19 protein-coding genes, 1 pseudogene and 1 riboswitch are annotated in these 23,831 nt (G+C 60.2%); of the genes and pseudogenes, 8 read left to right on the top strand and 12 right to left on the bottom strand.

Going from position 1 to position 23,831, the window contains the following annotated elements; genetic code table 11:
* Nucleotides 1–101: 101 nt before the first annotated feature.
* Nucleotides 102–1,649 (top strand): acetolactate synthase large subunit, encoded by a 1,548-nt coding sequence (locus tag AC07WT_RS31215; RefSeq protein ID WP_494951088.1) that lies wholly within the window; start codon nt 102–104, stop codon nt 1,647–1,649.
* 137 nt (nt 1,650–1,786) lie between these two features.
* Here AC07WT_RS31215 and AC07WT_RS31210 read toward each other — a convergent pair whose 3' ends face one another.
* Entirely contained in the window at nt 1,787–2,296 is a 510-nt protein-coding gene (locus tag AC07WT_RS31210; protein ID WP_492596264.1) for a DUF1269 domain-containing protein, read from the bottom strand.
* Between the two features lie 227 nt (nt 2,297–2,523).
* Between AC07WT_RS31210 and AC07WT_RS31205 the strand changes: the two genes are divergently transcribed.
* Nucleotides 2,524–3,174 carry a protein-L-isoaspartate(D-aspartate) O-methyltransferase gene (locus AC07WT_RS31205; RefSeq protein ID WP_492596265.1) on the top strand — a complete coding sequence of 217 codons (651 nt, stop codon included), beginning with the start codon at nt 2,524–2,526 and terminating at the stop codon, nt 3,172–3,174.
* On the opposite strand, the gene AC07WT_RS31200 is transcribed toward AC07WT_RS31205, so the two are convergent.
* The 5 genes from AC07WT_RS31200 to AC07WT_RS31180 all read right to left on the bottom strand — a co-directional run bounded on the left by AC07WT_RS31200 (nt 3,168) and on the right by AC07WT_RS31180 (nt 8,817).
* Nucleotides 3,168–4,187: a lysylphosphatidylglycerol synthase domain-containing protein gene (locus AC07WT_RS31200; RefSeq protein ID WP_494949941.1), complete on the bottom strand. Its 1,020-nt coding sequence runs from the start codon at nt 4,185–4,187 to the stop codon at nt 3,168–3,170. The genes AC07WT_RS31205 and AC07WT_RS31200 overlap by 7 nt on opposite strands.
* A complete protein-coding gene (hpnK, locus tag AC07WT_RS31195) occupies nt 4,184–5,056 on the bottom strand; it encodes a hopanoid biosynthesis-associated protein HpnK (RefSeq protein ID WP_494949940.1) in 873 nt (290 codons plus the stop codon). The genes AC07WT_RS31200 and hpnK overlap by 4 nt, the downstream gene beginning before the upstream one ends.
* Nucleotides 5,056–6,477 (bottom strand): hopanoid biosynthesis associated radical SAM protein HpnJ, encoded by a 1,422-nt coding sequence (gene hpnJ / locus AC07WT_RS31190; RefSeq protein ID WP_494946745.1) that lies wholly within the window; start codon nt 6,475–6,477, stop codon nt 5,056–5,058. Before hpnJ ends, hpnK begins: the two co-directional genes overlap by 1 nt.
* A 91-nt stretch (nt 6,478–6,568) precedes the next feature.
* On the bottom strand, nt 6,569–7,792 hold the full coding sequence (gene hpnI, locus AC07WT_RS31185) for a bacteriohopanetetrol glucosamine biosynthesis glycosyltransferase HpnI (protein WP_494949939.1): 1,224 nt from the start codon (nt 7,790–7,792) through the stop codon (nt 6,569–6,571).
* A gap of 659 nt (nt 7,793–8,451) precedes the next feature.
* Nucleotides 8,452–8,817 carry a hypothetical protein gene (locus AC07WT_RS31180; protein WP_494949938.1) on the bottom strand — a complete coding sequence of 122 codons (366 nt, stop codon included), beginning with the start codon at nt 8,815–8,817 and terminating at the stop codon, nt 8,452–8,454.
* A gap of 42 nt (nt 8,818–8,859) precedes the next feature.
* A riboswitch (SAM-I-IV-variant riboswitch) is annotated at nt 8,860–8,970 on the bottom strand.
* Nucleotides 8,971–9,271: 301 nt separating this feature from the next.
* On the opposite strand from AC07WT_RS31180, the gene AC07WT_RS31175 reads away from it, so the two are divergent.
* Nucleotides 9,272–9,688, top strand: coding sequence for a hypothetical protein (locus tag AC07WT_RS31175; protein WP_494949937.1), 417 nt, complete (start codon nt 9,272–9,274; stop codon nt 9,686–9,688).
* A 206-nt stretch (nt 9,689–9,894) separates the two neighbouring features.
* On the opposite strand, the gene AC07WT_RS31170 is transcribed toward AC07WT_RS31175, so the two are convergent.
* From AC07WT_RS31170 to AC07WT_RS31160, 3 genes are all read right to left on the bottom strand, one after another.
* On the bottom strand, nt 9,895–10,626 hold the full coding sequence (locus tag AC07WT_RS31170) for a GntR family transcriptional regulator (protein ID WP_494951087.1): 732 nt from the start codon (nt 10,624–10,626) through the stop codon (nt 9,895–9,897).
* A gap of 193 nt (nt 10,627–10,819) precedes the next feature.
* The gene (locus AC07WT_RS31165; RefSeq protein ID WP_494949936.1) at nt 10,820–12,934 is read right to left on the bottom strand and encodes a glycoside hydrolase family 32 protein; all 2,115 of its coding nucleotides are present in this window, start codon (nt 12,932–12,934) and stop codon (nt 10,820–10,822) included.
* A 394-nt stretch (nt 12,935–13,328) separates the two neighbouring features.
* Entirely contained in the window at nt 13,329–14,669 is a 1,341-nt protein-coding gene (locus AC07WT_RS31160) for a LacI family DNA-binding transcriptional regulator (protein ID WP_494949935.1), read from the bottom strand.
* A 64-nt stretch (nt 14,670–14,733) separates the two neighbouring features.
* Here AC07WT_RS31160 and AC07WT_RS31155 point away from each other — a divergent pair.
* Nucleotides 14,734–15,092, top strand: a pseudogene (locus AC07WT_RS31155) (GFA family protein).
* Nucleotides 15,093–15,127: 35 nt separating this feature from the next.
* Here the strand turns inward: AC07WT_RS31155 and AC07WT_RS31150 are convergent.
* Nucleotides 15,128–15,979 carry a LysR substrate-binding domain-containing protein gene (locus AC07WT_RS31150; protein ID WP_494949934.1) on the bottom strand — a complete coding sequence of 284 codons (852 nt, stop codon included), beginning with the start codon at nt 15,977–15,979 and terminating at the stop codon, nt 15,128–15,130.
* A gap of 89 nt (nt 15,980–16,068) precedes the next feature.
* Here AC07WT_RS31150 and AC07WT_RS31145 point away from each other — a divergent pair, with 89 nt between their 5' ends.
* Both AC07WT_RS31145 and AC07WT_RS31140 read left to right on the top strand, forming a co-directional pair.
* Complete coding sequence (locus tag AC07WT_RS31145) at nt 16,069–16,920, top strand: alpha/beta fold hydrolase (RefSeq protein ID WP_494949933.1); 852 nt, start codon at nt 16,069–16,071, stop codon at nt 16,918–16,920.
* Between the two features lie 178 nt (nt 16,921–17,098).
* On the top strand, nt 17,099–18,421 hold the full coding sequence (locus AC07WT_RS31140; protein ID WP_494949932.1) for a DUF3422 family protein: 1,323 nt from the start codon (nt 17,099–17,101) through the stop codon (nt 18,419–18,421).
* A gap of 66 nt (nt 18,422–18,487) precedes the next feature.
* Here the strand turns inward: AC07WT_RS31140 and AC07WT_RS31135 are convergent, their stop codons facing one another.
* Together AC07WT_RS31135 and AC07WT_RS31130 are read right to left on the bottom strand one after the other, a co-directional pair.
* Nucleotides 18,488–18,862: a hypothetical protein gene (locus AC07WT_RS31135; protein ID WP_494949931.1), complete on the bottom strand. Its 375-nt coding sequence runs from the start codon at nt 18,860–18,862 to the stop codon at nt 18,488–18,490.
* 15 nt (nt 18,863–18,877) lie between these two features.
* Entirely contained in the window at nt 18,878–20,599 is a 1,722-nt protein-coding gene (locus tag AC07WT_RS31130) for a methyl-accepting chemotaxis protein (RefSeq protein ID WP_494949930.1), read from the bottom strand.
* Nucleotides 20,600–21,384: 785 nt separating this feature from the next.
* Between AC07WT_RS31130 and AC07WT_RS31125 the strand changes: the two genes are divergently transcribed.
* Complete coding sequence (locus AC07WT_RS31125; RefSeq protein ID WP_494949929.1) at nt 21,385–21,792, top strand: DUF3579 domain-containing protein; 408 nt, start codon at nt 21,385–21,387, stop codon at nt 21,790–21,792.
* Between the two features lie 632 nt (nt 21,793–22,424).
* Nucleotides 22,425–23,780, top strand: coding sequence for a 2-hydroxycarboxylate transporter family protein (locus AC07WT_RS31120; RefSeq protein WP_494949928.1), 1,356 nt, complete (start codon nt 22,425–22,427; stop codon nt 23,778–23,780).
* Nucleotides 23,781–23,831 lie beyond the last annotated feature (51 nt).

Below are 23,831 nucleotides of genomic sequence, written 5' to 3'. Positions count from 1 at the left end.
CGTACGATCCAGCATGGACTGCCGTCCGGCGCCCTTTGAATCGAAGTTTCGGGGGCGCTGCGGCAGAGCGGATTGTGATTTGACGACCAGAGGTCATGACTATGAACGGCGCTGAAAGTCTGTTGCGCTCGCTGATTGCGAGCGGCGTGGAGGTTTGTTTCGGGAATCCGGGAACATCGGAAATGCATTTCGTCGCGGCACTCGATTCGGTTGAAGGCATGCGACCGGTTCTGGGGCTGTTCGAAGGCGTAGTCACTGGCGCCGCCGACGGCTACGCGAGAATGGCCGGCAAGCCGGCCAGCACGCTGCTGCATTTGGGGCCCGGTCTCGCCAATGGCCTCGCCAACCTGCACAATGCCCGGCGGGCGTCGAGCCCGATCGTCAACATCGTGGGCGATCATGCCGCCTCGCATGCTCGCTACGACGCGCCGCTTTCATCCGATATCAAGGGATTCGCGCGGCCCGTGTCCGACTGGATTCATTCATCGACCAGCGCACGCACGGTCGGCGCGGACGCGGCGCGCGCCGTGCAAGCGTCGATGGAGGCGCCGGGCAGGATCGCGACGCTGATTCTGCCTGCCGATACGGCGTGGGACCCAGCGGACAGCATCGCGGCGCCGCTGCCAAAGCCTGCGCCGGCACCCGTCGCCGCAGAGACGGTCGAGAGCATCGCCCGCCTGATGCGCAGCGGCGTCAAAACCGCCGTGCTGATGCGCGGCGAAGTTCTCCGCGAGAAAGGACTCCGCGCAGCGGGGAAAATTGCCGCAAGAACCGGTGCACGCCTGCTGTGCGACACGTTTGCGCCACGGCTGCAAAGAGGCGCGGGGCGCGTGGTTGTCGAAAGGCTTCCCTACTTCGCCGAGCAGGTCATCGAGCATCTGGCGGGTGTTGAACTGATCGTGCTGGCTGGCGCGCAACCACCCGTGAGCTTTTTCGCTTATCCAGACAAACCGAGCTGGCTGACGCCCGACGGATGCCGCCTCGCTGTGCTCGCGCATCCTCACGAGGACGGCACGACCGCACTGGAAGCGCTGGTCGACGCGCTCGGAGCCGGGCAGTCTTTCGTACCGGTCAACGCTCGCAAGCCGGGCGAATTTTCGCGCAGCGGCAGTCTGGATGCGGAATTCATCATGCAGGTCGTCGCGAAACATCTGCCGGAGCAGGCTATCCTCGCGGACGAATCGTTGTCATCGGGATTCCCCCACTATGGGTTGACGGAGTCCGCCGCGCCGCATGACTTCCTGAACCTGACGGGTGGCGCGATCGGCAGCATGATGGCCGTGTCCACCGGCGCGGGTATTGCCTGTCCCGACCGCAAGGTCGTCACGCTTCAGGGCGACGGCAGCGCGATGTACATCCTGCAGTCGCTCTGGACACAGGCGCGGGAGAATGTCGACGTCGTGACAGTGATCTATGCGAATCGCGGATACAGGATTTTGAGCAACGAATTGACGCGCGTGGGGGCATCCTCCGAAGGCGCACTCGCGGCGTCGATGTTCGATCTGCAGAATCCCGCGCTCGACTGGGTCGCCTTGGCCAAGGGCATGGGCGTCGAGGCGGTGCGCGCCGAGTCGCGAGGAACCTTCGAGGCGGCGTTTGCTTCAGCCATGAAGCAGCGCGGCCCGAGACTTATCGAAGCGACCATTTGACGCGACGCCGCCGCCTCGAAAGACGGCGATCAGGGATACGCGCTCTCGTCGCGCCGGTCCTCCGGTTCGCGCGGATACCGATGCTGCTGTCGACTCGGCGATCGGTTGCTTGATGTCGCGCGCCGCAGCGGCAACGGTTATGGAAACGCAGGGATGGTCGGATCGGTTCCCTGGATGTCAGCCTCCGCGTGGTGAAGCTTGACCAGCTGTTCGATTTCCTCGACGCGATCCCGTGAGACGTCGACCAGCATCAGCAGTTCGCCTCGCGCGATCGCTTCTTCGAACCGCTTCAACCGCGTGTTCGGCACGTCGACGCCGATCATCGGCGCCACCCACGCGCCGAATCCCGCGCCGGCGAGCGTGATCGCAACCAGGGCGCCGCCCGCAATCGTCAGACCGGCGGGCGGAAAGACCAATGCGACCAGGCCCGCCAGCATCCCCACGCAGCCGCCCGCGGCCGTCCCTCGCGCGAGCGCTGGCAGCAGGTCGCTGCGCTGCGTCAGCGTGGCTTCCGGCAAATCCTCGAGCGGCACGTCATGTCGGGCGAGCACGTGAATGTGGCGCCATTCGATCCGCTCCAACAAGAGTTCGTTGGCGATCGCCTTCGCGCTTTGCGCGTGAGGCAGCAAGAAGTACAGGCGTCTCATGTTGGCCTCCCGAATAGGGGAGACCGGAGCTGGGCGCCAGCCTCCCACTTGTATTCTTGCCTGGACAGGCGGCGGCCAGAAGTAGGAATGTCCGCCGAAAGATGTGGGTAGTGACCCGCAATAGATGCGCTTTGCCTGGGCGGCGCGGGTGCACGCAATGCTGGTAATCTGATGTACCGGCGGCCTTTGCCGCCGCTGAACAACGGCGAGCCTTGCCGACTGAAGTCATGGAAAATTTCGACGACGCACGCAACCGGATGGTCGAGCGTCAACTGCGAGCCCGGGGCATTTACGACACGCGCGTGCTGCAGGCGATGCGGGAAGTGCCGAGGCACCGGTTCGTCCCGGAAACGCTCGCTGAGTTCGCGTACAGCGATACGCCGTTGCCGATCGGCGAAGGGCAAACGATCTCGCAGCCGGCCGTGGTCGCAAGAATGATCGAAGCGGCGGCGATCAAAGCGGGCGATCGCGTGCTCGACGTCGGCACGGGCTCCGGTTATGCAGCCGCCGTGCTCGCGCGGCTTGCCGCTCACGTGGATAGCGTCGAACGTCTTTTCTCGCTCGCGCAGCGCGCACGCGTCGTGCTGGCGGAACTGGGCTATGACAACGTCGACGTGCATCATGCCGACGGCACGCTGGGTTTGTCTGAGCGCGCGCCGTTCGACGCGGTCATTGCCGCGGCGGGAGGGCCGCGGGTTCCGCAATCATGGCTCGATCAGTTGGCGCCTGGCGGGCGCATTGTCATGCCGGTCGGACGGGTGCGCCAGAGGCTCGTCAGGTTGACGCGCACCAGTGAAACCCAGTTCGATGAAGAGATACTGGGCGATGTGCTTTTTGTGCCGCTGATCGGCGAACAAGGCTGGCCTGACGATTACTGAAGCGTCGAACCACGCGTCTCACGTGCCCTGCGTGCCCCGCTCGGCGCCGCACCGCCTCGCGAACGGACGACCTCGGCCAGTTGCCACGAAGCAAGCGCAATGCACCCGAACACGATCTCGCGCATCCGCTTGACCAACGCTAACGAAAGCGCCGCGTCGCGATCGACACCGAACATCTGGGCGAGCAACACCACCGCGGCATCCTGCACCCCGAGCCCGGCAGGAATGAAAAATGCCGCATGCCGGACCGCCTGGGTAATCGCCTCTATCGCAAGCGCGCCGCTCAGCGACACGGGATGCCCAAGCATCGCAAGTGCCCAGTAAGTCTCGAGCGCGCCCAGCGCGTAGCCGGCAAACTGCCACAGGAAACTGCGCAGCAACAACCCGCCGCGCGACATCAGCGCATCGATCTCCACGTCGAGCTGCCTGCCGTCGATGCCCCGCAGCAGCGGATGCGTGTCGCCCAGCAAGCCCGCCGCCCAGCGCTCAATCGCCTGAAAAATGCCGCCACGGCGGGCGACCACGATTGCCATGACCGGCAGCGGAATGGATAGCAGAAACGCCACGCCGATGCTCCGCAATGCATCGGCCTGCTGCGCCGACACGACGATCAGCACGATACCCAGCGCGGAAAACGCGTACTGAACGGCCATTGTCACGAGTACCTCGACGATGACCGATGCGCTCACGCGACAGGTGTCGGGCACGCGCCATCGCGCCAGCCGGATGCCGACAATCTCGCCGCCGATGCTCGCAACCGGCATCAAACGGCTCACAGCCTCACGTACGGTTGCGACCCACCAGAGAAACCGGAGCGGCGCCCGCTTGTCGAGCAGAAGCCGCCACGCATGGGCGTCCAGCAATAGCGGGACCGCATGCAGCGGCACGAGCCATAACAGGGCGAACCCAGCCCCTCCGATCACTTGCATCACGTCGCCGACGCCGCGATGCAAGGCGAGGGCGAGCAGTACGCCGATGCCGATCGGAAGACCGGCCCATTTGAGCCACTTCATGCGGTTTGCCAGCGGTCTGCAGACAGGTCGGCAAAACCGCCGCGCACGGCGCCCGCCGCATCGAGCGCCGCCGCGACACGCGTGGACAGCAGCGCAGCGAGTTCGTCCGTATGCCGGTAGGTCCGCATGCCCGCCGTGAGCGCACCCTCTCCGGGCGAGGCGGGGTGACAGTAGATTTCGCCGACGCCGGCAGGCAGGCGCGCGATCGCCTCGAGCAGCGTGCTCTCATCCATCTGTCCCGTGCGGGCGATCCCGACCACGTAGTCGTTGTGCGCAATCGCGGCCTGATCGAGCCGTGCGCGCATATGCGAAACCCAGGGTTTGAGCCACAGCGGCGTATCGGACTCGCAAGGCAGGCGCATCGCGCGCATGCCGTACTCTTTGCCGATCTCCAGGATCAGCGAGAGTACGGTCGGGTGCATATGAAAGTGCTTGTGCGTATTGACGTGATCGAGCGGCAAACCCGTACGCGCGAAAGCATCGAATTGGGCGCGGATTTCCATCGCGAGTTGCGCGCGCACGTGTGGCAGAAAGAAGAAGCGGAAGCCGTCGCGCACCATGTTGTCGCCGAACATCCCCTGGGCGTCGACCAATGCCGGGATCATCGCGCGCGGCAGCGTTGCCGCGCCGTCCGCCAGCACCAGATGCAGGCCGACCCGCAGGCCCGGCAGACTCCGCGCCCGCTGGACGGCGTCCTGTACGGCGGGCGCGCCGACCATCAGGCTCGCCGCGGTCAGCACGCCGTGCCGGCAAGCAAGCTCGACCGCTTCGTTGACACGCGGATGCAGACCGAAGTCGTCAGCCGTGATGATCAGCCGGCGCTGCGGTTGCCGATGCGGCTGCACGCGACCACCGGAGACGCTCTCCATCACGCTTGGTGGGCGCGCAGGAACCGGAAGAATTCGACGCCTTCGCGCAGGCGCCGTTTCATCATGTCCCAGCTCGTCAGCATCTCGCGCAGGATTTCCCAGATCTTCGACGGACGGAAATAGAAGCGCTTGTAGAAGTTCTCGAGCTGGTGGTAGATCTCGTCGCGCGACAGATGCGGATAGCCGATCGCCGCGAGCTGCACCCCTTCCTTGCTGACGAGATTGATGACCTTGTTCTCTTCGAGCCAGCCGTTCTCGACCGCCTGGTTATAGAGCGTCGTGCCCGGATACGGCGCGGCGAGCGACACCTGGATCGTGTGCGGATTGATCTCTTTCGCGTACTCGATGGTCTTCTGGATCGTGTCCTGCGTCTCGCCCGGCAGCCCCAGAATGAAGGTGCCGTGAATCTTGATGCCGAGCTTGCGGCAGTCGTCGCTGAAACGGCGCGCAATGTCGGTGCGCAACCCCTTCTTGATGTTCAGCAGGATCTGGTCGTCGCCCGATTCATAGCCCACCAGCAACAGGCGCAGGCCGTTTTCCTTCATGATCTTCAGCGTCGGGTACGGCACGTTCGCCTTCGCGTTGCACGACCACGTCACGCCCAGCTTGCCCAGCCCGCGGGCGATTTCCTCGACGCGCGGCTTGAAGTCGGTGAAGGTGTCGTCGTCGAACATGATCTCCCTGACTTCAGGCATGTTGTCGCGAATCCACTTCACTTCCTCGAGCACGTTCTCCACCGACCGCGTGCGGTAGCGGTGGCCGCCCACTGTCTGCGGCCACAGGCAGAAGGTGCACTTCGAGCGGCAGCCGCGGCCCGTGTAGATCGACACGTACGGATGCTTCAGATAGCCGATGAAGTAGTTGTCGATCGTCAGGTCGCGCTTGTAGACCGGCGCGACGAACGGCAGCTCGTCCATGTTCTCGAGGATCGGGCGCGCTTCGTTGTGCTCGATCGAGCCGTCGCGGGCGCGATAGCTCAGCCCCTTGATGTCGGCGAACGGCTTGCCCTCGGCCACTTCCTGGCAGGTGAAATCGAACTCTTCGCGGCCGACGAAATCGATCGCCTCACTGGCGGTCAGCGAATTGTGCGGGTCGACCGCGACCTTCGCGCCGACCATGCCGATCAGCACCGAAGGCTTGCGCTTCTTGAGGTCCTCGGCGAACAGGGCGTCGGTGGGAAAGGACGGCGTGCTGGTGTGGATGATCACCAGATCGTATTGCTGCGCGATCTCGAGCGAGGCTTCGACGGACAGGCTGTCGGCCGGGGCGTCGAGCACGCGGCTGTCGGGGATCAGCGCGGCGGGCTGCGCGAGCCACGTCGGATACCAGAACGAGCGGATTTCACGCTTGGCCTGATAGCGCGAACCCGCGCCACCATCGAAACCGTCGTACGACGGCGCCTGCAAGAACAGGGTTTTCATGAATGCTCAGCCTATCAGCTTTGGATGCAATGATTGAATATGTGAATGATGCTGTACCGGCCTGATCGCGCGCCGGTTCGTACTTGAATGCCTATCTGCCGTCGGACGCTTTCATGATCCTCGGGCGGGGCCGCGTGACGCGATTATCCACTGGCACGCGCTCGCCGCGCCACATCACGTTCGAGCCGAATGCCGCAGCCAGCCACTGTACAGCCAGCAGGATATCGCGCAGCGGGACCAGCGGCAGGTCGCGCCAGAAGGAGCGCGAGTGGCGCGCACTGCGCGCATGCAACAGCACGCGCGCCATCGCGCTCACGATTGTACCGATCACCATCGCCTTGGCCGCGAGCGGATGCAAGCCGGCCTCCGCGCCCGTCTGGAAACGAAGCGCAAGCAGCGCGCCGGCGATCAGCCACGGTGTCGTGAACGTGATGAAGAGGCTCGCGAAGCCGAACCGGTTGACTGACCGGATAGTGCGCAACCAACGTGTTTCGCGCTGCCACAACGTCGCGAACGTGGGTTCGATCACGTCGGTGGCCACCGTTACCTCCGACAGGACCGTGCGAAGGCCCAGTTCGCGGACATGTTCGGCGAGCCAGTAGTCGTCCGCCAGCGAGTCCTTGATTGCCGCGAATCCGCCGATACGGGCGAGGGTCGCGCAACGCAGCACCAGGGTCGCACCGAATCCGAAGCGGCGCGAGCCGCCCGCGTGGGCGACACGTACCGAAGGCGCGAACCATTCGTTGATAAACAGCGCGCCGACACGCGGCCAGAAACCGCCGACACCCTGCGCGCGATAAAGGCAGGTCACGACACCCACCTCCGGATCGGCCAGCGGTGCCGACACCGTTGTCAGGTAGTCCGGTTCGACAGCGATGTCGCTATCGGCAATCACAATGATGTCGTGCCGCGCCAGCCCGGCCATATTGATCAGGTTGCTGACCTTGAGGTTGCTGCCATGCACGCTTGCATTGATCGCAAGCTCTATATCGATCTGCGGATATGCAGCCTGCAAACGCCGAACGACGGCAATCGCCGGATCGTTCGGCGACGACACGCCGAATAAAAGCTGGAAACACGGATGAGTCTGCTGACAAAACGTCGCGAGGTTTTCATACAGCCGAGGCTCCGCACCGCAGAGCGGCTTGAGCACGCTGACGGCAGGAGCCAGTCCTGGCGTGTCAGTGAGCTCGTCCCCGGTTCGTTCTGTGCGAAAGATGGGTGTCGCCAAAGCGGCAAACACGCCATAAATCATGGCGAAACAACACACAGTCATCAGCAGCCATTGGCAAGCCGACAGCGAATGGGCCGTCATTGTCCGCTACTCCCGGCAGCCTGCCGCAATGCTGACGGCAAGCGACTCAAGGAATTTTCATAAGAAACGCAAATCCGCATGGTCTTCGGCTTCCCCTGCATATCTCTTCGTTCGATGTTTTTCGCTTCAGCGCGCCGCAACAAGCGACATGATTTTAATACTGTAATGTTTGAAATAAAACAAACAGAATTGAAAGACTGACGAGGGTTTGATTCACCCGCTCTTATGGGCCCGCTTCCTCGTTTGCGCCGCGCGCTCAGGGAGTCCGCATGCAACCAGACTTGCGCTCAAGCTGCCGCAGCCAGGCCGAAGAGAGGCATGCTGCCGGGCGCCGCAAATTCTAGCTATGCCCACATCGATTTTGAATGTCCGAATTTGCATTTCATCATTACATTAAATAGAGCCCACGGCTCTCCATTACCTCGAACGCATCATCTGAGCCGCAATACTGACACGAATCAATGGCGGCCGTGAAACGCCATACGCTGAATTGGCCTGGCCTATATTGCCGGGAGCGAGGCATTCGAAAACTGTCTCAAGACGCCAATTGCAGAGGAGAGAATGCACCATCCGTGCCTTTGGTGCTCGCGCCTTCGGGAACCCCGCGAACTGCTCAGAGACAAGGCAACGAGTAGCTGGCCAGGCGCTCCCTTCGGCGCTCATCGGCGTGCGGGCGACTCCACGTTCGGGGGCTGTTGCCGGTTGAATTGGTGTTCAAGGCGAATCCGGAGTCCTTTATCGAGCCGCAACAGCTGTTCGCGCACGGTTCGGACGCGGAGTTCGCTGGTGCCTTGCAAGCTGATTCGCTGGTCCAGCAGATCTCCTCTGCGTACTATCGTCCAGTCGGAAACGGAAGCTTGCTCCTCTTTTATGCAGTCCAGAATCTGATCGACGATGTCCAGATCCGGACCGGATACGACGTTCAGGATATGGGTCAACTGAAAACCCGGCAGGCAATGTTCGAAATCGTCCTCAGCACCACCGGCGCCGGTTGAGGAAGTTGGGCAAGATGTTTCGTGATGCATAGCGACTCCGGAAAGAGATGAATCGAACCGGTGCAAGCTATGTCGCTCCCGCTTCGTTGCCGACTATCGGCCGCATTGCCTTAAAAGAAGGCTTCCACCTTGCCTGGGAGGGGCAGGTTGGCGTCGGTGTGATTCCGACTCTGAATGCAGTTTTCGATAATAGCAAAAATTCGGGCAGCCCGTGTTCTGCGCAGCGAACGGCTTGATCCAGATTCCGCGGCCCCGCGCTGTCACACGCTCATGCTCGTGAGTGCGCTCTGGACCGCCGCAACACCTGATTGCGCTTCTTCCAGCGGACTACAGGAAATTGTAGCGAAAAGCGGGAAACTGCGTTCGCGAAATCGCCAATGATCATTCGCGCGGAATAGCCGATACTCCAGCGGCACGTTCTACCTGATTCGCCTTCTACTTCCGATGCAACCCGGCGATCGCGAAGTATCGGCAGCTTACCCCTATGTCCATCCCGTACCTTTTTACGCAGAAGAAACCTCGCGGATCTCCGCTCACCGCAGTCCATGTTCTTGCCGCGATTCGCGCGAATGTGAAGCGAAGCTTCCTGTCCTGTTCAGCTGTCGGCCTGATAGCGGCAGGTGTCGCCACTGGCTGTGCGTCGGTGACCGACGTGGTGGCGAGCGACAAACCCGACGTCTACATGGTGACGGCGCAGGCGACCGGCACCAGCCTCGCCTGGGCGCACGCGCACGAGAAGGCGGTGTCGGCGGCGGCCAGCTACTGCAAGCAGAAGGGGATGCAGCCCGCGATCGAATCGGAAGTGACAAGCGGCGTGAGCCATCTCGAGCAGCATAGCGCCACCGTATCGTTCGAGTGCCACCCGCAGACATGGGCTTTCGCTCCTGGCGCTGTGCATTGAGCACGTGGCGCCCGGTGCATGACAAAAGCGATAGCCGCCCTGGCAGGCTGGAGAAAATCTGCAGCCCGGCGGCTATGCGCCGCTGGGCTGATCCTCAATGCGATCGTGTTGGCACGGTTCGTTTTCCTGGCATGAAAACACTTTGCCGGGAAGTCGGCTGGACAAAGTGTTAAGGCAGTTGGAATCGCGTTGCGCTCGTGCGCTTGTCATGTCTCGGAGCGCCTCAATCTCATCGATACGGAAAACCGTTCGGCAGGGTGGATGCTAATCGACACCTCGAATGCGACGCCTGACGAGTCAATGTATCGACGCACAATTTCCAGCGCCGCTGTGCCTGCCGCCACCTGCAACCGCACGGCCATCTCCGGTGAGACGTTCACCGCCTGCACGTTCTGCTGTATCTCCGCGACGCATCGGCCGTAGCGAGCCTCGATGAGCGAACTGATCAGCATGTCCGGTTCGGCCCGGGCCGTCTCGGCGATATCGAGGTAGGCCGGGTCGATATAGACGTCGGTCCAGCCGACCGGCGGCTGCTTCCTGTCGCGATCGACGCGCAGGCTCGACACGCGCAGCCAGTGCGTGCCTTGCTCGCAGCGCAAGACGTCGGCCAGCTGTCCGACGGCCAGGATCTCCCCGCTCGACTGCACCACACGCAGGTGCTCGGAGCCGAACTGAACAAGATCGTCTATCAACGCAAGCGAAGGCCGAAAGTCGTTTTTCGGCTGCGCCGACTCGACGCGCGTACCCGCATTCTTGCGCCGGGACACGAAGCCAAGCTGCTGAAGTTCATGTAGCGCGGCGCGAACGGTGTGCCGACTGGTCTTGTACTGGTCGCGCAGTTCAAGTTCGGTCGGCAGGTATGACCCAACCGGGAAGCGGCCTGACGCGATGGCTTCGGTCAGGTCGCGTGCGATGTCGGCGAAATGCGGCCTGTTCATCTTTCTCTGCAAAATTCTCTGCAAAACGGTCGCTTCGGATGCGCCAAGGTTAATCATAGCTTGATCTATATGTTCGAACATAATATGTCCGAACATATGAGCGCCAGTACAGGCTTTGAACTGTCCCGATTTCAATTCCGCTTTTTCCGTTACTCCGCTTTCCCAGAGGTCATCATGACGAGCGTCTTGGCGCTCAATTCGTCCAGGCCGACTTCAGCGGATGAATCTCGATGGAGTCGAGCGTCGCGTTTCCATCGGTGGCAAAGAGCGCCAGCCCATCGCTTGTCGCAGACGGGAAAATCTGCGTGGTCAATACAGCTTCGCCATTCCCGGCGAAAACCTCCACGGATGACCAATCCACCAGTACGCGCAGCGTGATGCGCCCCTTTGCATCAGGCAGCAGCGGGGCAGTGTAGCGGCCCGAGAAGGTGGGATCGAAGTTGACCTGCCCCGACTTCGAACGGTCCACGAAAACCTGCCGTGTCTTGACGTCGTAGCCGATCAGCGTTTCTTCCCCGTTCGAACCCGTCCGGACCTTGATGCCGAACTGCGAAGCGCCGCCGGGCGAGAATTGAGCGGAGATATCGAGCGTCTTGCCCGTCGCGCCGCCGGGCATCGCTGTCGTACCGGGAGCAATAGTGTATGAGCCCGCAGGACCAACCAGTGCATTCTGCCAAAGAGACGTCAGGTTCGAAACCGGTTGCTGCACGAGGCGGACCTGGCCGTTGATCGTGCGCAGGCTGAACCGACGCGGAATGCTCATCGCGCTGCGCCAGGGGCTGGTAGGGATGTTTCCGCCGTAGTTCCAGTTATTCATCCAGCCGATGCCGATGCGCTGGTTCTCGGGCAGCCCGTTCCATGAGCCGGCCGCATAGAAGTCCGGGCCGTAGTCGACCCAGTTAGCCTCCTGTTTCGGAACGTCAGAAAAGACGAAGTCGTCCGCCAGAATGTGGCCCCAGCCGCTCGTATTGTTATCGACGATGTCGATCTTCGCACTTTGCCCACGATACCCGCTGACATCCCAGCTTCTCCAGCCGAGATGTTCGGAGTTGGAACCTGTGGTGCTCTGCACGACCTTGCCGTTGATCACCAGGTTGATAGCGGCCTCGGTGTCGGCGGACGTGCCATAGGTGGACGGGTCGTACGGATGGTAGCCGCCACCGGCAAGGAAGTTGACGTAAGGCTTCCAGATCGTGAACTCGGGCGATGTCAACGTTCCTGTGGTCGCGTCGCCGTTGATGTAGGTGTTGACGAGATGATTGCCCTGGAACCCGCTGACCACCTGCTGGTTGGGCAGCGTTCCGGAAGCGGGCGCGGTTCCGGCAAGGCCGCCGGTTGCGGTCCATCCCATCGCGCTATAGCTCGATCCTTCGAAATCCTGAAAGACGATGCTGCCGGGCGGCGGCAGAGTATCGATTGTACTGTCGGCAATAAAACTCGTGCCGTCGAACTTGCCGATAAAGTACTGCGTACCGGAACCGCCGGGCAGCGATCCCGGATTGATGCCCAACATAAGCACCCACTTTTCGTTTTGCGGGTTGCCGTCGACCGGCAGCGGGAATAGATCCGGACATTCCCATAGACCGCCGACCGCGTTTGCGGGCCCGAACTCGCTCATGAAGGTCCAGTTCTTCAGGTCCGGCGAAGAGAACAGAACCAGCTTGTGCAGCAGCGCCAGAGAGGCGACCATGATCCATTTCCCGCTGGGCGCATACCAGAAGACCTTGGGGTCCCGGAAGTTCTGATATTCGCTCTGATAGGGGCCGGGCGGCAGCGCGATGACTGGGTCTCCGGCGTACTGCGTCCAGGTCTTTCCCTGATCCTGACTGTACGCAATCGACTGAGACTGCTGACCGGCCTGAATGACGGTGCCGTTCGGGAGCGTCTGGGCGATCGGGTAATTGCTGGTGTAAATCGCGACGAGCGGCGGATTGCTACTCGTTCCGAAGCCGCTGGTGTTACCCGCATCCACCACGGCGCTGCCGGAGTAGAACATCTGGCTGACCTGGCCACTGGCGTCCGTCGTATAGTCGAAAGCGTCGGGAAGTTGCTTCCAGTGCAGAAGGTCGGGGGCGATCGCATGTCCCCACGACATATTGCCCCAGGTGATGCCGGTCGGATTGTACTGAAAGAACAGGTTGAACGTGCCGTTGTAGAAAACCATGCCGTTCGGGTCGTTCATCCAGTTCGTGGCCGGCGAAAAGTGGAACTGTGGGCGGAAGGGCTCGCTATAGGTCTGCGCGAGGGTGGGGATCGCCGTCAGTGCAAGCGCGACGGCAAGCAGCATTTTCGTCTTTCTCAGTTTCATTTGTCTTCGTCTCCTGATATTAGACCTCGTGTCCGTTACGGCGGCAGACACGAACCGGCAACCGGCTTCAAGCGAAAGCCGGATTTTTATGTGTTGTCAATCAGTTATGCGATCCGGAAAGTGGCGCCCGGATCACTGCCTGTAACTTTTCAATCAGTTTCCCATGCATTTCTGTTTAGTACGTAATACTAAACAACTGGGGCATATCAAATCAAACTCATGCGTTTTAACCGCTTTCGGTCTGATTCTCGCTTCGCGAGCAGCTCATAACGATGCTGGAGGCAGGATCAGGAAATGAAAAAAAATCCCGTGAAGCCACAGTGCGCGCGCGTCCATCGACGTATTGCGCATGCCGCAGGGCAGGGCAGCCAATGGGACCGTTATGCGATGGCGGTCACACGCAGCCGCATGAATTGCGGACATGAAACGTCGGGGCAAGCTGCACGATCTGGCGGTTCCCGTCCGGGTCTGCGATGCGCCTCATCAGCAACTCCACGGCGCGAGCACCCAGATCCTCCAGCGGTTGCGCCATGACGGTCAGGCGGGGGTTGAAATAGTCCGCCCAGTCAAAATCATCGAATCCCACCAGCGCCATTTGACGCGGCACGTCGATATGCGCATCACGTAGCGCATGCATGGCGCCAATGGTCATCAGGTTGTTCGCCGCCACGATTGCAGTGGGAGGGCTATCGAGCGCAAGGAGACGGCACGTCGCGACACGCGCCGCTTCGATGCCCGATTGGCCGCAGCAAACCAGAGATGCTTCGAACGGCAAGCCTGCCTCCTCAAGTGCGGCCCTGTAGCCGTCAATGCGTTCGTGAGTCGTGGAAAGCCCGTGCGCACCGGAGATCAAGCCAATCCGGCGATGTCCATGTCCCATCAGGTGCGAGGTAAGTTCCATTGACGACAGCTTGTTTTCGACGCCCACCTGGTCCAGTTCGCACGACATGGAACGATCCATCAATACCGACGGTATCTTGTTGACGCGGAGATACTCCAAGGTCCGGAATTCCGGATCAGGCGCAGGCACAAGCAGAACGCCGTCGACGCGGCGTTGGTGCAAGGCGCGAACCACATTCAACTCCTGCTCGGGATCGTCGTGGGTATCGGAAAACAGCGTCATCAGTCCGTGTTCTGTACACGCAGCCTCGATCGCCCGGATGGTTTCGCCAAAGTAGTGGTTCGTCAATGCGGAGACGGCCACCCCGATCGTGCTGGAGACCGAACCGGCGAGCGCGCGCGCAAGCGTGTTCGGTACGTAACCGATCCTTTGCATGACGTCCTTGACCGCGCGCGCGGTCTTTGGACTTACCTTGCGCGTACCGTTCAGGACGTGAGAAACCGTCGATACCGAGACATTCGCCGCTCGTGCGACATCTTCCATCGTGCTCAACTCAGCCGACTCCTTGACGAATCGTGTCGAACACCGAACGCGCACGCGCCACGCCGGAGAGTTGGATGGGTCGTGCTGGCACGCTGCTACCGTGCGCCGCAATGGCATGCGTACGGTCCGTTCAGTTTTTCGCTTTACCCAACTGCGTGGTGAGAATGCATGTCGTCTGGGACACCAGGATAGTAGGAAAGGGAAAGCGCTTGCGCAAGCGCTTTCGGATAGTATTTTCCCTATCTGTGGGGCTTTGGCATCCCCGTGATTGGAACGTCCGGACGTATCTGGCTTGTATTCGTCATGCCGGGCATATGCAATTTTTTGTATCGGCACGGCGTCCAGATACATTGCGACACAAATCGATGCAGGCGCCGCGCTATAAAGTGGACGTCACCTTAACGCGGAGAGCTATATGAGCGCCGATGCATTGCATGGGCCCTGCCACTGCGGCGCAGTGAAATTCAAAGTCCGCACGGCCGTCGTTCCAGCGACGCGTTGCAATTGCAGCCTGTGCCGCCGCAAGGGCGCATTGATGGGTCCCATGTTCGCCGCGCACGGGCCGGCGAAGACGCACTCACGCTGTATCAGTTCAATACCCGCGTGGCAAAACACTACTTCTGCAAACATTGCGGAATCTATCCGTTCCATCACGCACGCAAGGACCCTAAGCTGTGGCGCGTCAATATCGGCTGCCTGGAAGGTGTCGATCCGTACGCGCTCGAAGCCGCCGTGGCCGATGGCGCGAGTCTCTCCGTCGTGGGAGACGCATGAAACGCCTACCGGCGATTGCCGCATTCCTTGCGTCACTAACGCCGCAGTTCCGACATGATCTTTTCGGCGAGAAAGTCACATGGCGGCCGCTTCGATTTCGCACTCCGCGCAAGTATTAGTTCCAGCGCGGCGATCTCGGGCAAGCCCTGCGCATGGCCGAGCAAGGTAAGGTGGGCGGGAACCGCACATCGCGCGAGCGGCGCCACCGCGAGTCCCGCTTCGACCATGCTGAGAAGGCCCAGCAGGCTCGGGCTCTCGTAAGAGGTCCGATAGGTGATCTTCGCCCGTTCAAGACTGCGGATCGCGTTTTCTCGAGCGACGCTGCCCGGCAGGAACACCGCAATCGGCAGCGGCCGCTCGTGCCAGATGTCATGCGCGCTGGGCGCCGCGGCCCAGACCATCGGTTCGAGTCGGATGAACTCGCCCGAGAGGCCTTTTACACGTGTCGCGCAAACCAGGTCGACCGATCCGTCCTTCACCATGGGCGCGAGCGCCACGCTCGGCAGCCCGACGACCTGAATCTCGACCTTCGGGTAGGTGGCGGAAAATTTCTTGAGGATCGACGGCAGCAGTGACGACGCGTAGTCGTCGGGCACACCGATGACGACTCGGCCAGTTACGTCGGGACGGACCACCGCCGCCCACGCTTCATCGCGCAGAGCGAGCATACGCCGCGCGAACGTCAGCAAGACCTCGCCATCTTGCGTCGGGATAACGCTTCTCGGCTTGCGCACGAAAAGCGGCTTGCCGAGCGCGGTTTCGAGCGTCTTGATCTGCATGCTTACCGCCGATTGCGAGCGATGGACGACTTCCGCCGCGCGACTGATGTTCCCCGTGTCGGCCACAGCCACAATCATTGTCAGAACGTCGAGGTCGAGTGTCTTCATTGGTATCAGATAAATCGATAGATACCATCAATATTACGCGATTTTCTTAGATTGTTGCGTCGTGCATAGTGCTGGAAAGGAGCCCATGTATGAACGCGCGAACCGACCCTTCAATACTTGCCGTCCCGGAGTTGTGCTTTGCGACCGTCCCCTCCGGCATCTGCGTGCCCTATATGGTTTGCGGTTCCGGAGAGCCGCTGCTGTTCGTGCACGGATCGCTTTGCGATTACCGCTATTGGAGCAGTCAAACAGGTTTTCTTTCGAACCATTTCCTCTGCATTTCAGTCAGCCTCAGCCACTACTGGCCGGCTGACGATGCCTGCATTCAAGGAGAATTTGGCTGGAAGACGCATGTCGCGGAACTCGCCGAGTTCATTGCGGCAATGGACCTCGGGCCGGTTCATCTGGTAGGGCACTCGCGGGGCGGGTGCGTGGCATTCCACGTGGCGCGCGAGTACCCGCGGCTGGTGAAAACGCTGACGCTCGCTGATCCGGGTGGCCCGCTGCAAATCGATGAGACGCCGGAAGCAGCGTTGCCACCTGCGACCAATGTACTTCGCGCCAAAGTCGCTGATTTAATTGAAAGCGGTGCGATTGACGCCGGACTGGAACTTTTCGTCGATTCGGTGAGCATGCCCGGCTTCTGGCGCAAGAGTCCCGCCAGTTTCCGCACGATGGCGATCGACAACGCCGCCACGCTTCCGAAGCAGTTTCGCGATCCTTTGCCAGCGTACTCACGCGATGCAGCGCGTGATGTGAAGTGCAGGACGTTGCTGATCGAAGGGGAAAAGAGCCCTCGCATGTTTCGCAACAACGTTGAAAAGCTTGCGGATTGGGTCGATTACGCGGACAAACAAACCATTGCGGGAGCATCGCATGGGATGAACGTCGCAAACCCAGGGGTATTCAACCGGCTTGTCCACGCCTTCGTGAGTTCCTGATAGTGTCGATCGTCGAGGTCGATCGCCTCCATCGGCATCAGAGCCATCAGAGCCATCAGAGCCATCAGAGCCATCAGCTAGGCATTCGGCCGGCGACGCGCGACGCACGTGCCATCGGTGACATAGGCGGGACCTGTATACCGGGCAACGCGGATAACAATCAGAAAGAAGATCAACTATGGATCATTTCCTGCGCGCCAGCCTCGCGAGCGAGTTGCACGCGCGGCCGTTTCTCCGGATCGGCGGATCGGTGGCGCTCGCGCACTTTGCCATCTATTCCGATGGTGACCGTTCCATTCACGAAGAACTCCTTCGATCGCTGTGCAGGCTGACCAGCCTGGAGGTTCCCGTCGACGGAACGACGCATTACTCGGCACGCTGGAATGAGGAGAAGCAGTTGAAGTGGGAGAGGCACACGGAATTCTCCACCTTCACGTTTGTCGCGCAACGCCATGACGCGGACTACTTCTCCGATCTGCCGTCGGAACACGTTCCATCTGAATGGTTTCGCGGTTTTGAAGGCAAGCGGTTCGTTGCGATCCGGATGGAACTCGTGTCGGGCGACGCAGCCGGCGCGGCACGCGAGAGCGTGCGGCAGTGGATCGACGGTCCCGTTCTGGTGGGCAGCAAGGTGTTGGGAGGCGGACAGGCTTACTGCGACTGGACCATCCGGCCCGACGGCTTCTCGCGGTTTCTCGTGATCGACGATGGCTTTCGGGAAGAGCAGGGCGGACGTCTCCTGCAGCGCCTCTACGAGATCGAGACATACAGGATGATGGCCTTGCTGGCGCTGCCGGTCGCCCGCGAATTGGGCAGAAGTCTCGACGAATTGCAGTCAGCGCTTCAGCCGTTAATGCGCAGCATGGACATGAGTCAGGGTCGCCGTAACGATGCCGAGCTGCTGGTGCGCCTCACGCATCTTGCAGTCCGCATCGAGTCGCTGGCGGGCTCGAGCGGGCGCTTCAGCGCGTCGCGCGCCTATGAAAAACTCGTGCTTGCCCGTATTCAGGAGCTGCGCGAAGAACGCATCGAAGGGATGCCGACGATCGCCGAATTCATGGAGCGGCGCTTCGCCCCGGCGATGGAGACGTGCAAGACCGTCTGGGCGCGCCACGAACAATTCGCCGGACGGGTGGCGAGAGCAGTTGATCTGCTGCGCACGCGCGTCAATCTCGCGCAGGAAGAGGACACGACCCGGTTACTGGAAGGAATGAATCAGACTGCGCGAAGCCAGTTGAGGCTACAACATGCGGTCGAGGGCCTGTCTGTTGCCGCCATCTCGTACTACGTGCTCTCCCTGACGTCGGCCGGATTCAAGGCCCTTCATACACTGCATTTTCCTCTCGATCCGGAACTGGCCGAAGGGCTCTTGATCGTCCCGGTCGTGTTGCTGGTCATGCTGACCATCCGGCGTAGCAAAGGAAGACATGGGCTCCGGCGAGGTCCGGGGTTACGCCGGAACGTGAGAGACAGTGCGATCTTTCGGTCCCGCAAAGCGTGAACAAGACGACACTGGCTCTAGCCGGAGTCGAGTTGAGCCATGGACCACACTGCCCGCGCGATCGGGTTACCGGAGTGCGTTGAGGTAACGATTGACCTCGATTAATAGTGCGGAATGGTATTTTTCAGGTAAGCACCTGTCGTCGCTCAGGGACAACAGATCCTCAATCCTGTCGCGGAACGACGTGGCAATAGCGACTCGCATGGAGTGCGGCAGGTGCATCAACAGGGCAGCGAGTAGTTCGCCAAGAACAGCAAGGCGTGCGCCATGTTGAACAACGGCGGTGCCGTTTGCCTTCGACAGGGTCACAAGCGAATCGAGCAACGTGTCGTGGTTTACTTTTTCAGAATGGGTATGCGAGACGAACGCCGATTGCTCTGCCGAACCTCTTGGGGTCCGGAGGCTTGCGTCGTCGCTCTGCATACTGAAGGCGTTATGCATGTCGTCCGCCCAAAATTAGAAGGTTTGCCAGTCGGCGTTCGCCGTATCGACGGCGGTAGCGGGCTGTTCAGCAATAGTGGACGGTCCAGTCTTCGGCTTTGAAGACTCTGTGCGACGCATCGTTTGAATCTTTGGCGAAGGCAGGCGAGGCTTGCTCTGAGGAATAACCATTCGTGACGTGGATTGCCCCGTGTCGGCGACCTTGAATACCGATACGGCGTCCGTCAGTTTGGTTGCCTGGTCTTCGAGCGACTGCGCGGCCGCCGCAGCCTGTTCAACGAGCGCGGCATTCTGTTGCGTCACTTCATCCATCTGGCCAACAGCCTGATTCACCTGTTCAATGCCACGGCTCTGTTCTTCAGAAGCGGCTGCGATCTCGCCGACGATATCGGAGACCTGCTTGATGGCCTGTTTGACCTGACCCATGGTCGCGCTAACTTCGAACGCCTGCTTTGACCCGTCCTGAATCATCGCGACAGACGAGCCGATCAGCTCCTTGATTTCTTTCGCGGCGGTGGCAGAACGTTGGGCCAGACTGCGAACCTCACTGGCAACGACGGCAAAGCCACGTCCCTGTTCGCCAGCACGAGCCGCTTCGACAGCGGCATTCAGTGCAAGGATATTCGTCTGGAAGGCAATGCCTTCGATCACACCGGTGATATCCGAAATCTTGGTTGAACTGCCGCTGATCTTCTCAATCGTTCCTACCATGCCCTGGACAGCCTCGTTACCTGCGTCGGCGATGTCCGTGGCACGTGTTGCCAGCGCATTCGCCTGACGTGCATTGTCGGCGTTCTGCTTCACCGTTTCCGTCAACTGCGTCATGCTTGCCGCGGTTTCTTCAAGCGACGCGGCCTGTTCCTCCGTACGCGCCGACAGATCGGTGTTGCCGCTAGCGATTTCACGCGACGCCACCGTGACCGATTCAGTGGTTGCCTTGATTCCGCGCACCGTATCGCTGAGTTGCTGATCCATTTTCTTCAGCGCGTCGAGAAGCTGGCCGAACTCGCCCCGCAAATCCACCGTGATCTGATTTTCCAGCCTGCCGGCGGCGATATGGTTTGCAATGTCTACGGCCTTGTTGAGGGGATTCGAGATCGCGCGTAGCAGATAGACGGACGCACCGACGGCGACCAGGATGCCCACACCAACCAGCGCGATTGCGATCCGGAAAATGGCTCTGAAGGTCGATTCGCTATCGTCGGCAAACTTTTTGGCCTGATCCATATTGAGCGTAACGTCCTGGTTCAGCGCGTCATTCAATGACGCGGCCACAGGAGTCACCTTGTCGATTGCGGAAGAAAGCGCGTCGAAATTGCCCGCGCTAGCGGCGGCTACCGCTTCGTTCGTTGTTGCTTTGAACTGGGGCAGGGTGCTCCTGATCCGGTCTGCGATCTCGTGTTCCTTATCGCTGGATATGCCGTCCGGGTAATAGTGGTTCCACGACTTGTCGAGACGTTCGAAAGCGGTTTGAATGGTCGAAACGGATTCCGCCGTTTTAGCTGGATCGCGGAATACCTGAATGCGCCTCAGCATGAGACGTACATTGAGCTGGGCCGCACGAACGTCTGATAGATCGGCAATCGGAACAGTATTGCCGGAATAGGCGTCGCTCATGTTCGAGTTCAATCTGGATAGTCCAAACGTCCCGAATAGTCCAATTACCGCTATTAGCGCGATGCATACGCCAAAAGCAAGGACGATCTTGAATTTGATTGTTTGTGTAAAGCTGTTCAAGTTGCTTCCTTCGTTGCTTGAGTATTCAAGGTCTTGTGGGAAATGGCCTATGGCCCCGACACATCAATGGGTATACGGCAGGACCTACTGCAACTGAAGGGGTGATTTCCGCTTATCAAGTAAAAAATCACAAAAGTAGACCAATTGAAATTTTGCTTAGCACGGTTTAGCTTTCTATAAGCCATCAACGGTGCAACTCGAAATACGATTTTTCCACTCAAGCGCTCAAAAAAAGAATGTCCTGATTTTTTTGTAGGGAAATGCCGACGCGCAATTGCTGGCTATTAGATAGGGAAAATCGGAATGAACATAGCGCGAGATGCAGGCGCCACAGAGACCTGTCTGGCAGTAGCGTTGGTGAATCGGATTGCCCTGTCTTTTCTTGGCTGCGCGACGCGCGGATGGCTGACATCTCGGCCATTCTGGAGGCCAAATTCCGAGGTTTGCGACTGAACCCCTTCTTCGCCATGTGACAACGAAAAAAGCATTGAAAAAACAAAAGAATAGAAGCGCGCATGATCGTGGCTACCTGGCATAGCCCTTGCGAGACCTCTGCCTGCAGACGGCCTTCGATCAAGACCGGAGAGCCGTGACTGGAATCACATCGACGCGACCACGACGTCGCACTCACGGAGACAACGCAATGACTTTATCTATCTTGCCTGCGCGATCGCGCGACCTTGATCGTGATGCCTGCAACTCATTGGCCCTTGGGATTGGGTATCTGGCCGCTTCGCGCGGCTTGGATCACGAGCCTCGTCGTCCGAACTATCGGCTGTAGAAGTATGACTGCACACTTCGGTACCCAACACTTTTTGATCAAGGGCATCACGTCCAGTTGCAAGACATTCCGGCCCGGCGACTGGGCTGAACGGCTGACCGGTGTCATCACTCTGTTCGTTGGCGAGCGCCGGCCGGGCATTCATATCGCCTGCACACGGTTAGCGATGCCAATCGTCCAGGCCGACGTCAAGTGCCTGCTGGTTTCCGGCGATCTTCCGCTGATTTGCCCGGCTGCGTTTGAATTCGTCGCGAGGTTCGCTGAGGATAACGATTTGCTGATGGAAATTCGTTGCACGCCACCGTCTGACGGACTGGGCGGACACGGTATCGACAAGGTGGCAGCGGCTGCCATGACGAGCACATCGACCCTGATGAACTCGCTACCTCGGTTACCCAAAGCATCAGGTTGAAAACGTTGGCGCACGCCGCATCCGGGATGTGTATGCGAGTCAAGGCACCGGTGAACCAATGGTCCTGGTTCGCGGTTTACTGTGCGTTTTGCGGTGGCTGAGATCTCAGCCTACCCGGCCGCCGAATTCTGAGTTTTGAGCCAGAAGCCAATTTTCCTGCGCCACCGGCCAAAAAAAACATAACGATAACAGGCACATAGAGGCGCGAAAAAACAGATGCTGGCTGGTCCGACTCTTGCCTTTATCCGCCGACAAACGCCTCCGATCGGGACTGCATAGCCCGCGCTCGGAACCGACCTCAAAGCGGCATGCGACGCCGCGCTCATGGAGACAACGCAATGATCATACTTGTTCCCTCTCGCAGGACCGCGTGACGTTATCCGCAACGCCCGCCAATCTACCCGTCATCGAGATCGCATACCCGCCTGTTTCCCGCGGTTGGGATACGTGCGTCTGTCGATGGATACATTGCGGCATACGCCACAGCGACCAGCAAGGCCGCCATTTATAACCGTCAGGCGCCACCGCAAGCGGACATGCGTTCGCTGCATGGTCACCCGTATTAATCAACTCGAAAGCCGTAACGCGTTGTTGCACTGCGTTAAGGGTCCTTGAACCGTCAGGAGACATACGTGCACAGCACACCCCACACGTCACAGCCGAAACCGGCACAACTCATTGAAGCCCAAACCCGCTTCTGGCCGGAGGGCTGGTGGAAATTGATGGAATTCCGGATCGGCATCATCCCGTTGCCAATCTATGTCGCGCTGCTCGCGTTGATCGTCGGCTTTGTGATCTCTGGCAAGGTGCCTGGCGAGATCTCGATGGCGATCGCAGTACTCGCATTCTTCGGCTTCACGTGCGCGGAATTCGGCAAGCGCTTGCCGCTGTTCCGCAATATCGGCGCGGCTGCGATCTTTGCAACGTTTATTCCTTCCGCGCTGGCCTATTACCACTTACTGCCGAAACCGATACTCACTCTGACGATGGACTTCACGAAGTCGACCAACTTCCTGTATCTGTTCATCGCATCGATTATTGTCGGCAGCATTCTCAGCATGGATCGCCGTGTGCTGATCCAGGGCTTCCTGAAGATTTTCGTTCCGCTCGCGGTCGGTTCTGTAGCCGCTGCGATCGTTGGGACCGCTGTCGGAACCGCGCTCGGACTCGGCGCGCATCATACGTTCTTCTTCATCGTCGTACCGATCATGGCGGGCGGCGTCGGTGAAGGCGCGATTCCTCTGTCGATTGGCTACTCAGAAATTCTTCATCTGCCACAAGGTGAGTTGTTCGCGCAAGTGCTGCCGCCGGTGATGCTGGGCAGCCTCACCGCAATTGTCCTGTCCGGTGCGCTCGACATGCTCGGCAAACGCTTTCCTCACCTCACCGGGCAAGGGCGCCTGCAAGTCGGCGAACAGGACGAGATGGGCCCGGTGCATGATGAACTCACCGGACACGTTGACGTTACCCACATCGCAGCAGCAGGGATCACAGCCATTACGCTGTATCTGCTGGGGCTGATGTGTCGCAACCTGTTCGGGCTTCCGGCGCCCGTCGCGATGCTGTTCATCGCGGTGCTGGTCAAACTCGCACGGGCTGTATCGCCACCGTTGCAGGAGGGAGCCTTTGTCGTCTACAAATTCTTTTCGACGGCGGTGACTTACCCGCTGCTGTTCGCAATCGGTGTCGCGATGACGCCTTGGGACAAACTGGTCGCGGCGTTCACCCTGGCCAATATCGTCACCATCGTTGCAACAGTTGTGACGCTGATGGGTAGCGGCTTTGCGGCGGCGTTCATGCTGAAGATGCACCCAATCGATACGGCGATCGTGAACGCATGCCATAGCGGTCAGGGGGGAACCGGCGACGTCGCGATTCTGACAGCGGCGAACCGGATGCAACTGATGCCGTTCGCGCAGATCGCCACGCGCATTGGAGGCGCAATCGTCGTTACCGCGACGCTGATCGTGCTTGCGCACTTTGGATGACGCGCCGATGCGGTCTGGATGCTGAACGGACCGTCGGCGCGAATAGGCTGT

It is taken from the genome of Paraburkholderia sp. GW821-FHT02A12 (assembly GCF_059422005.1).
This window is presented reverse-complemented; position numbering and strand designations above follow the sequence as displayed.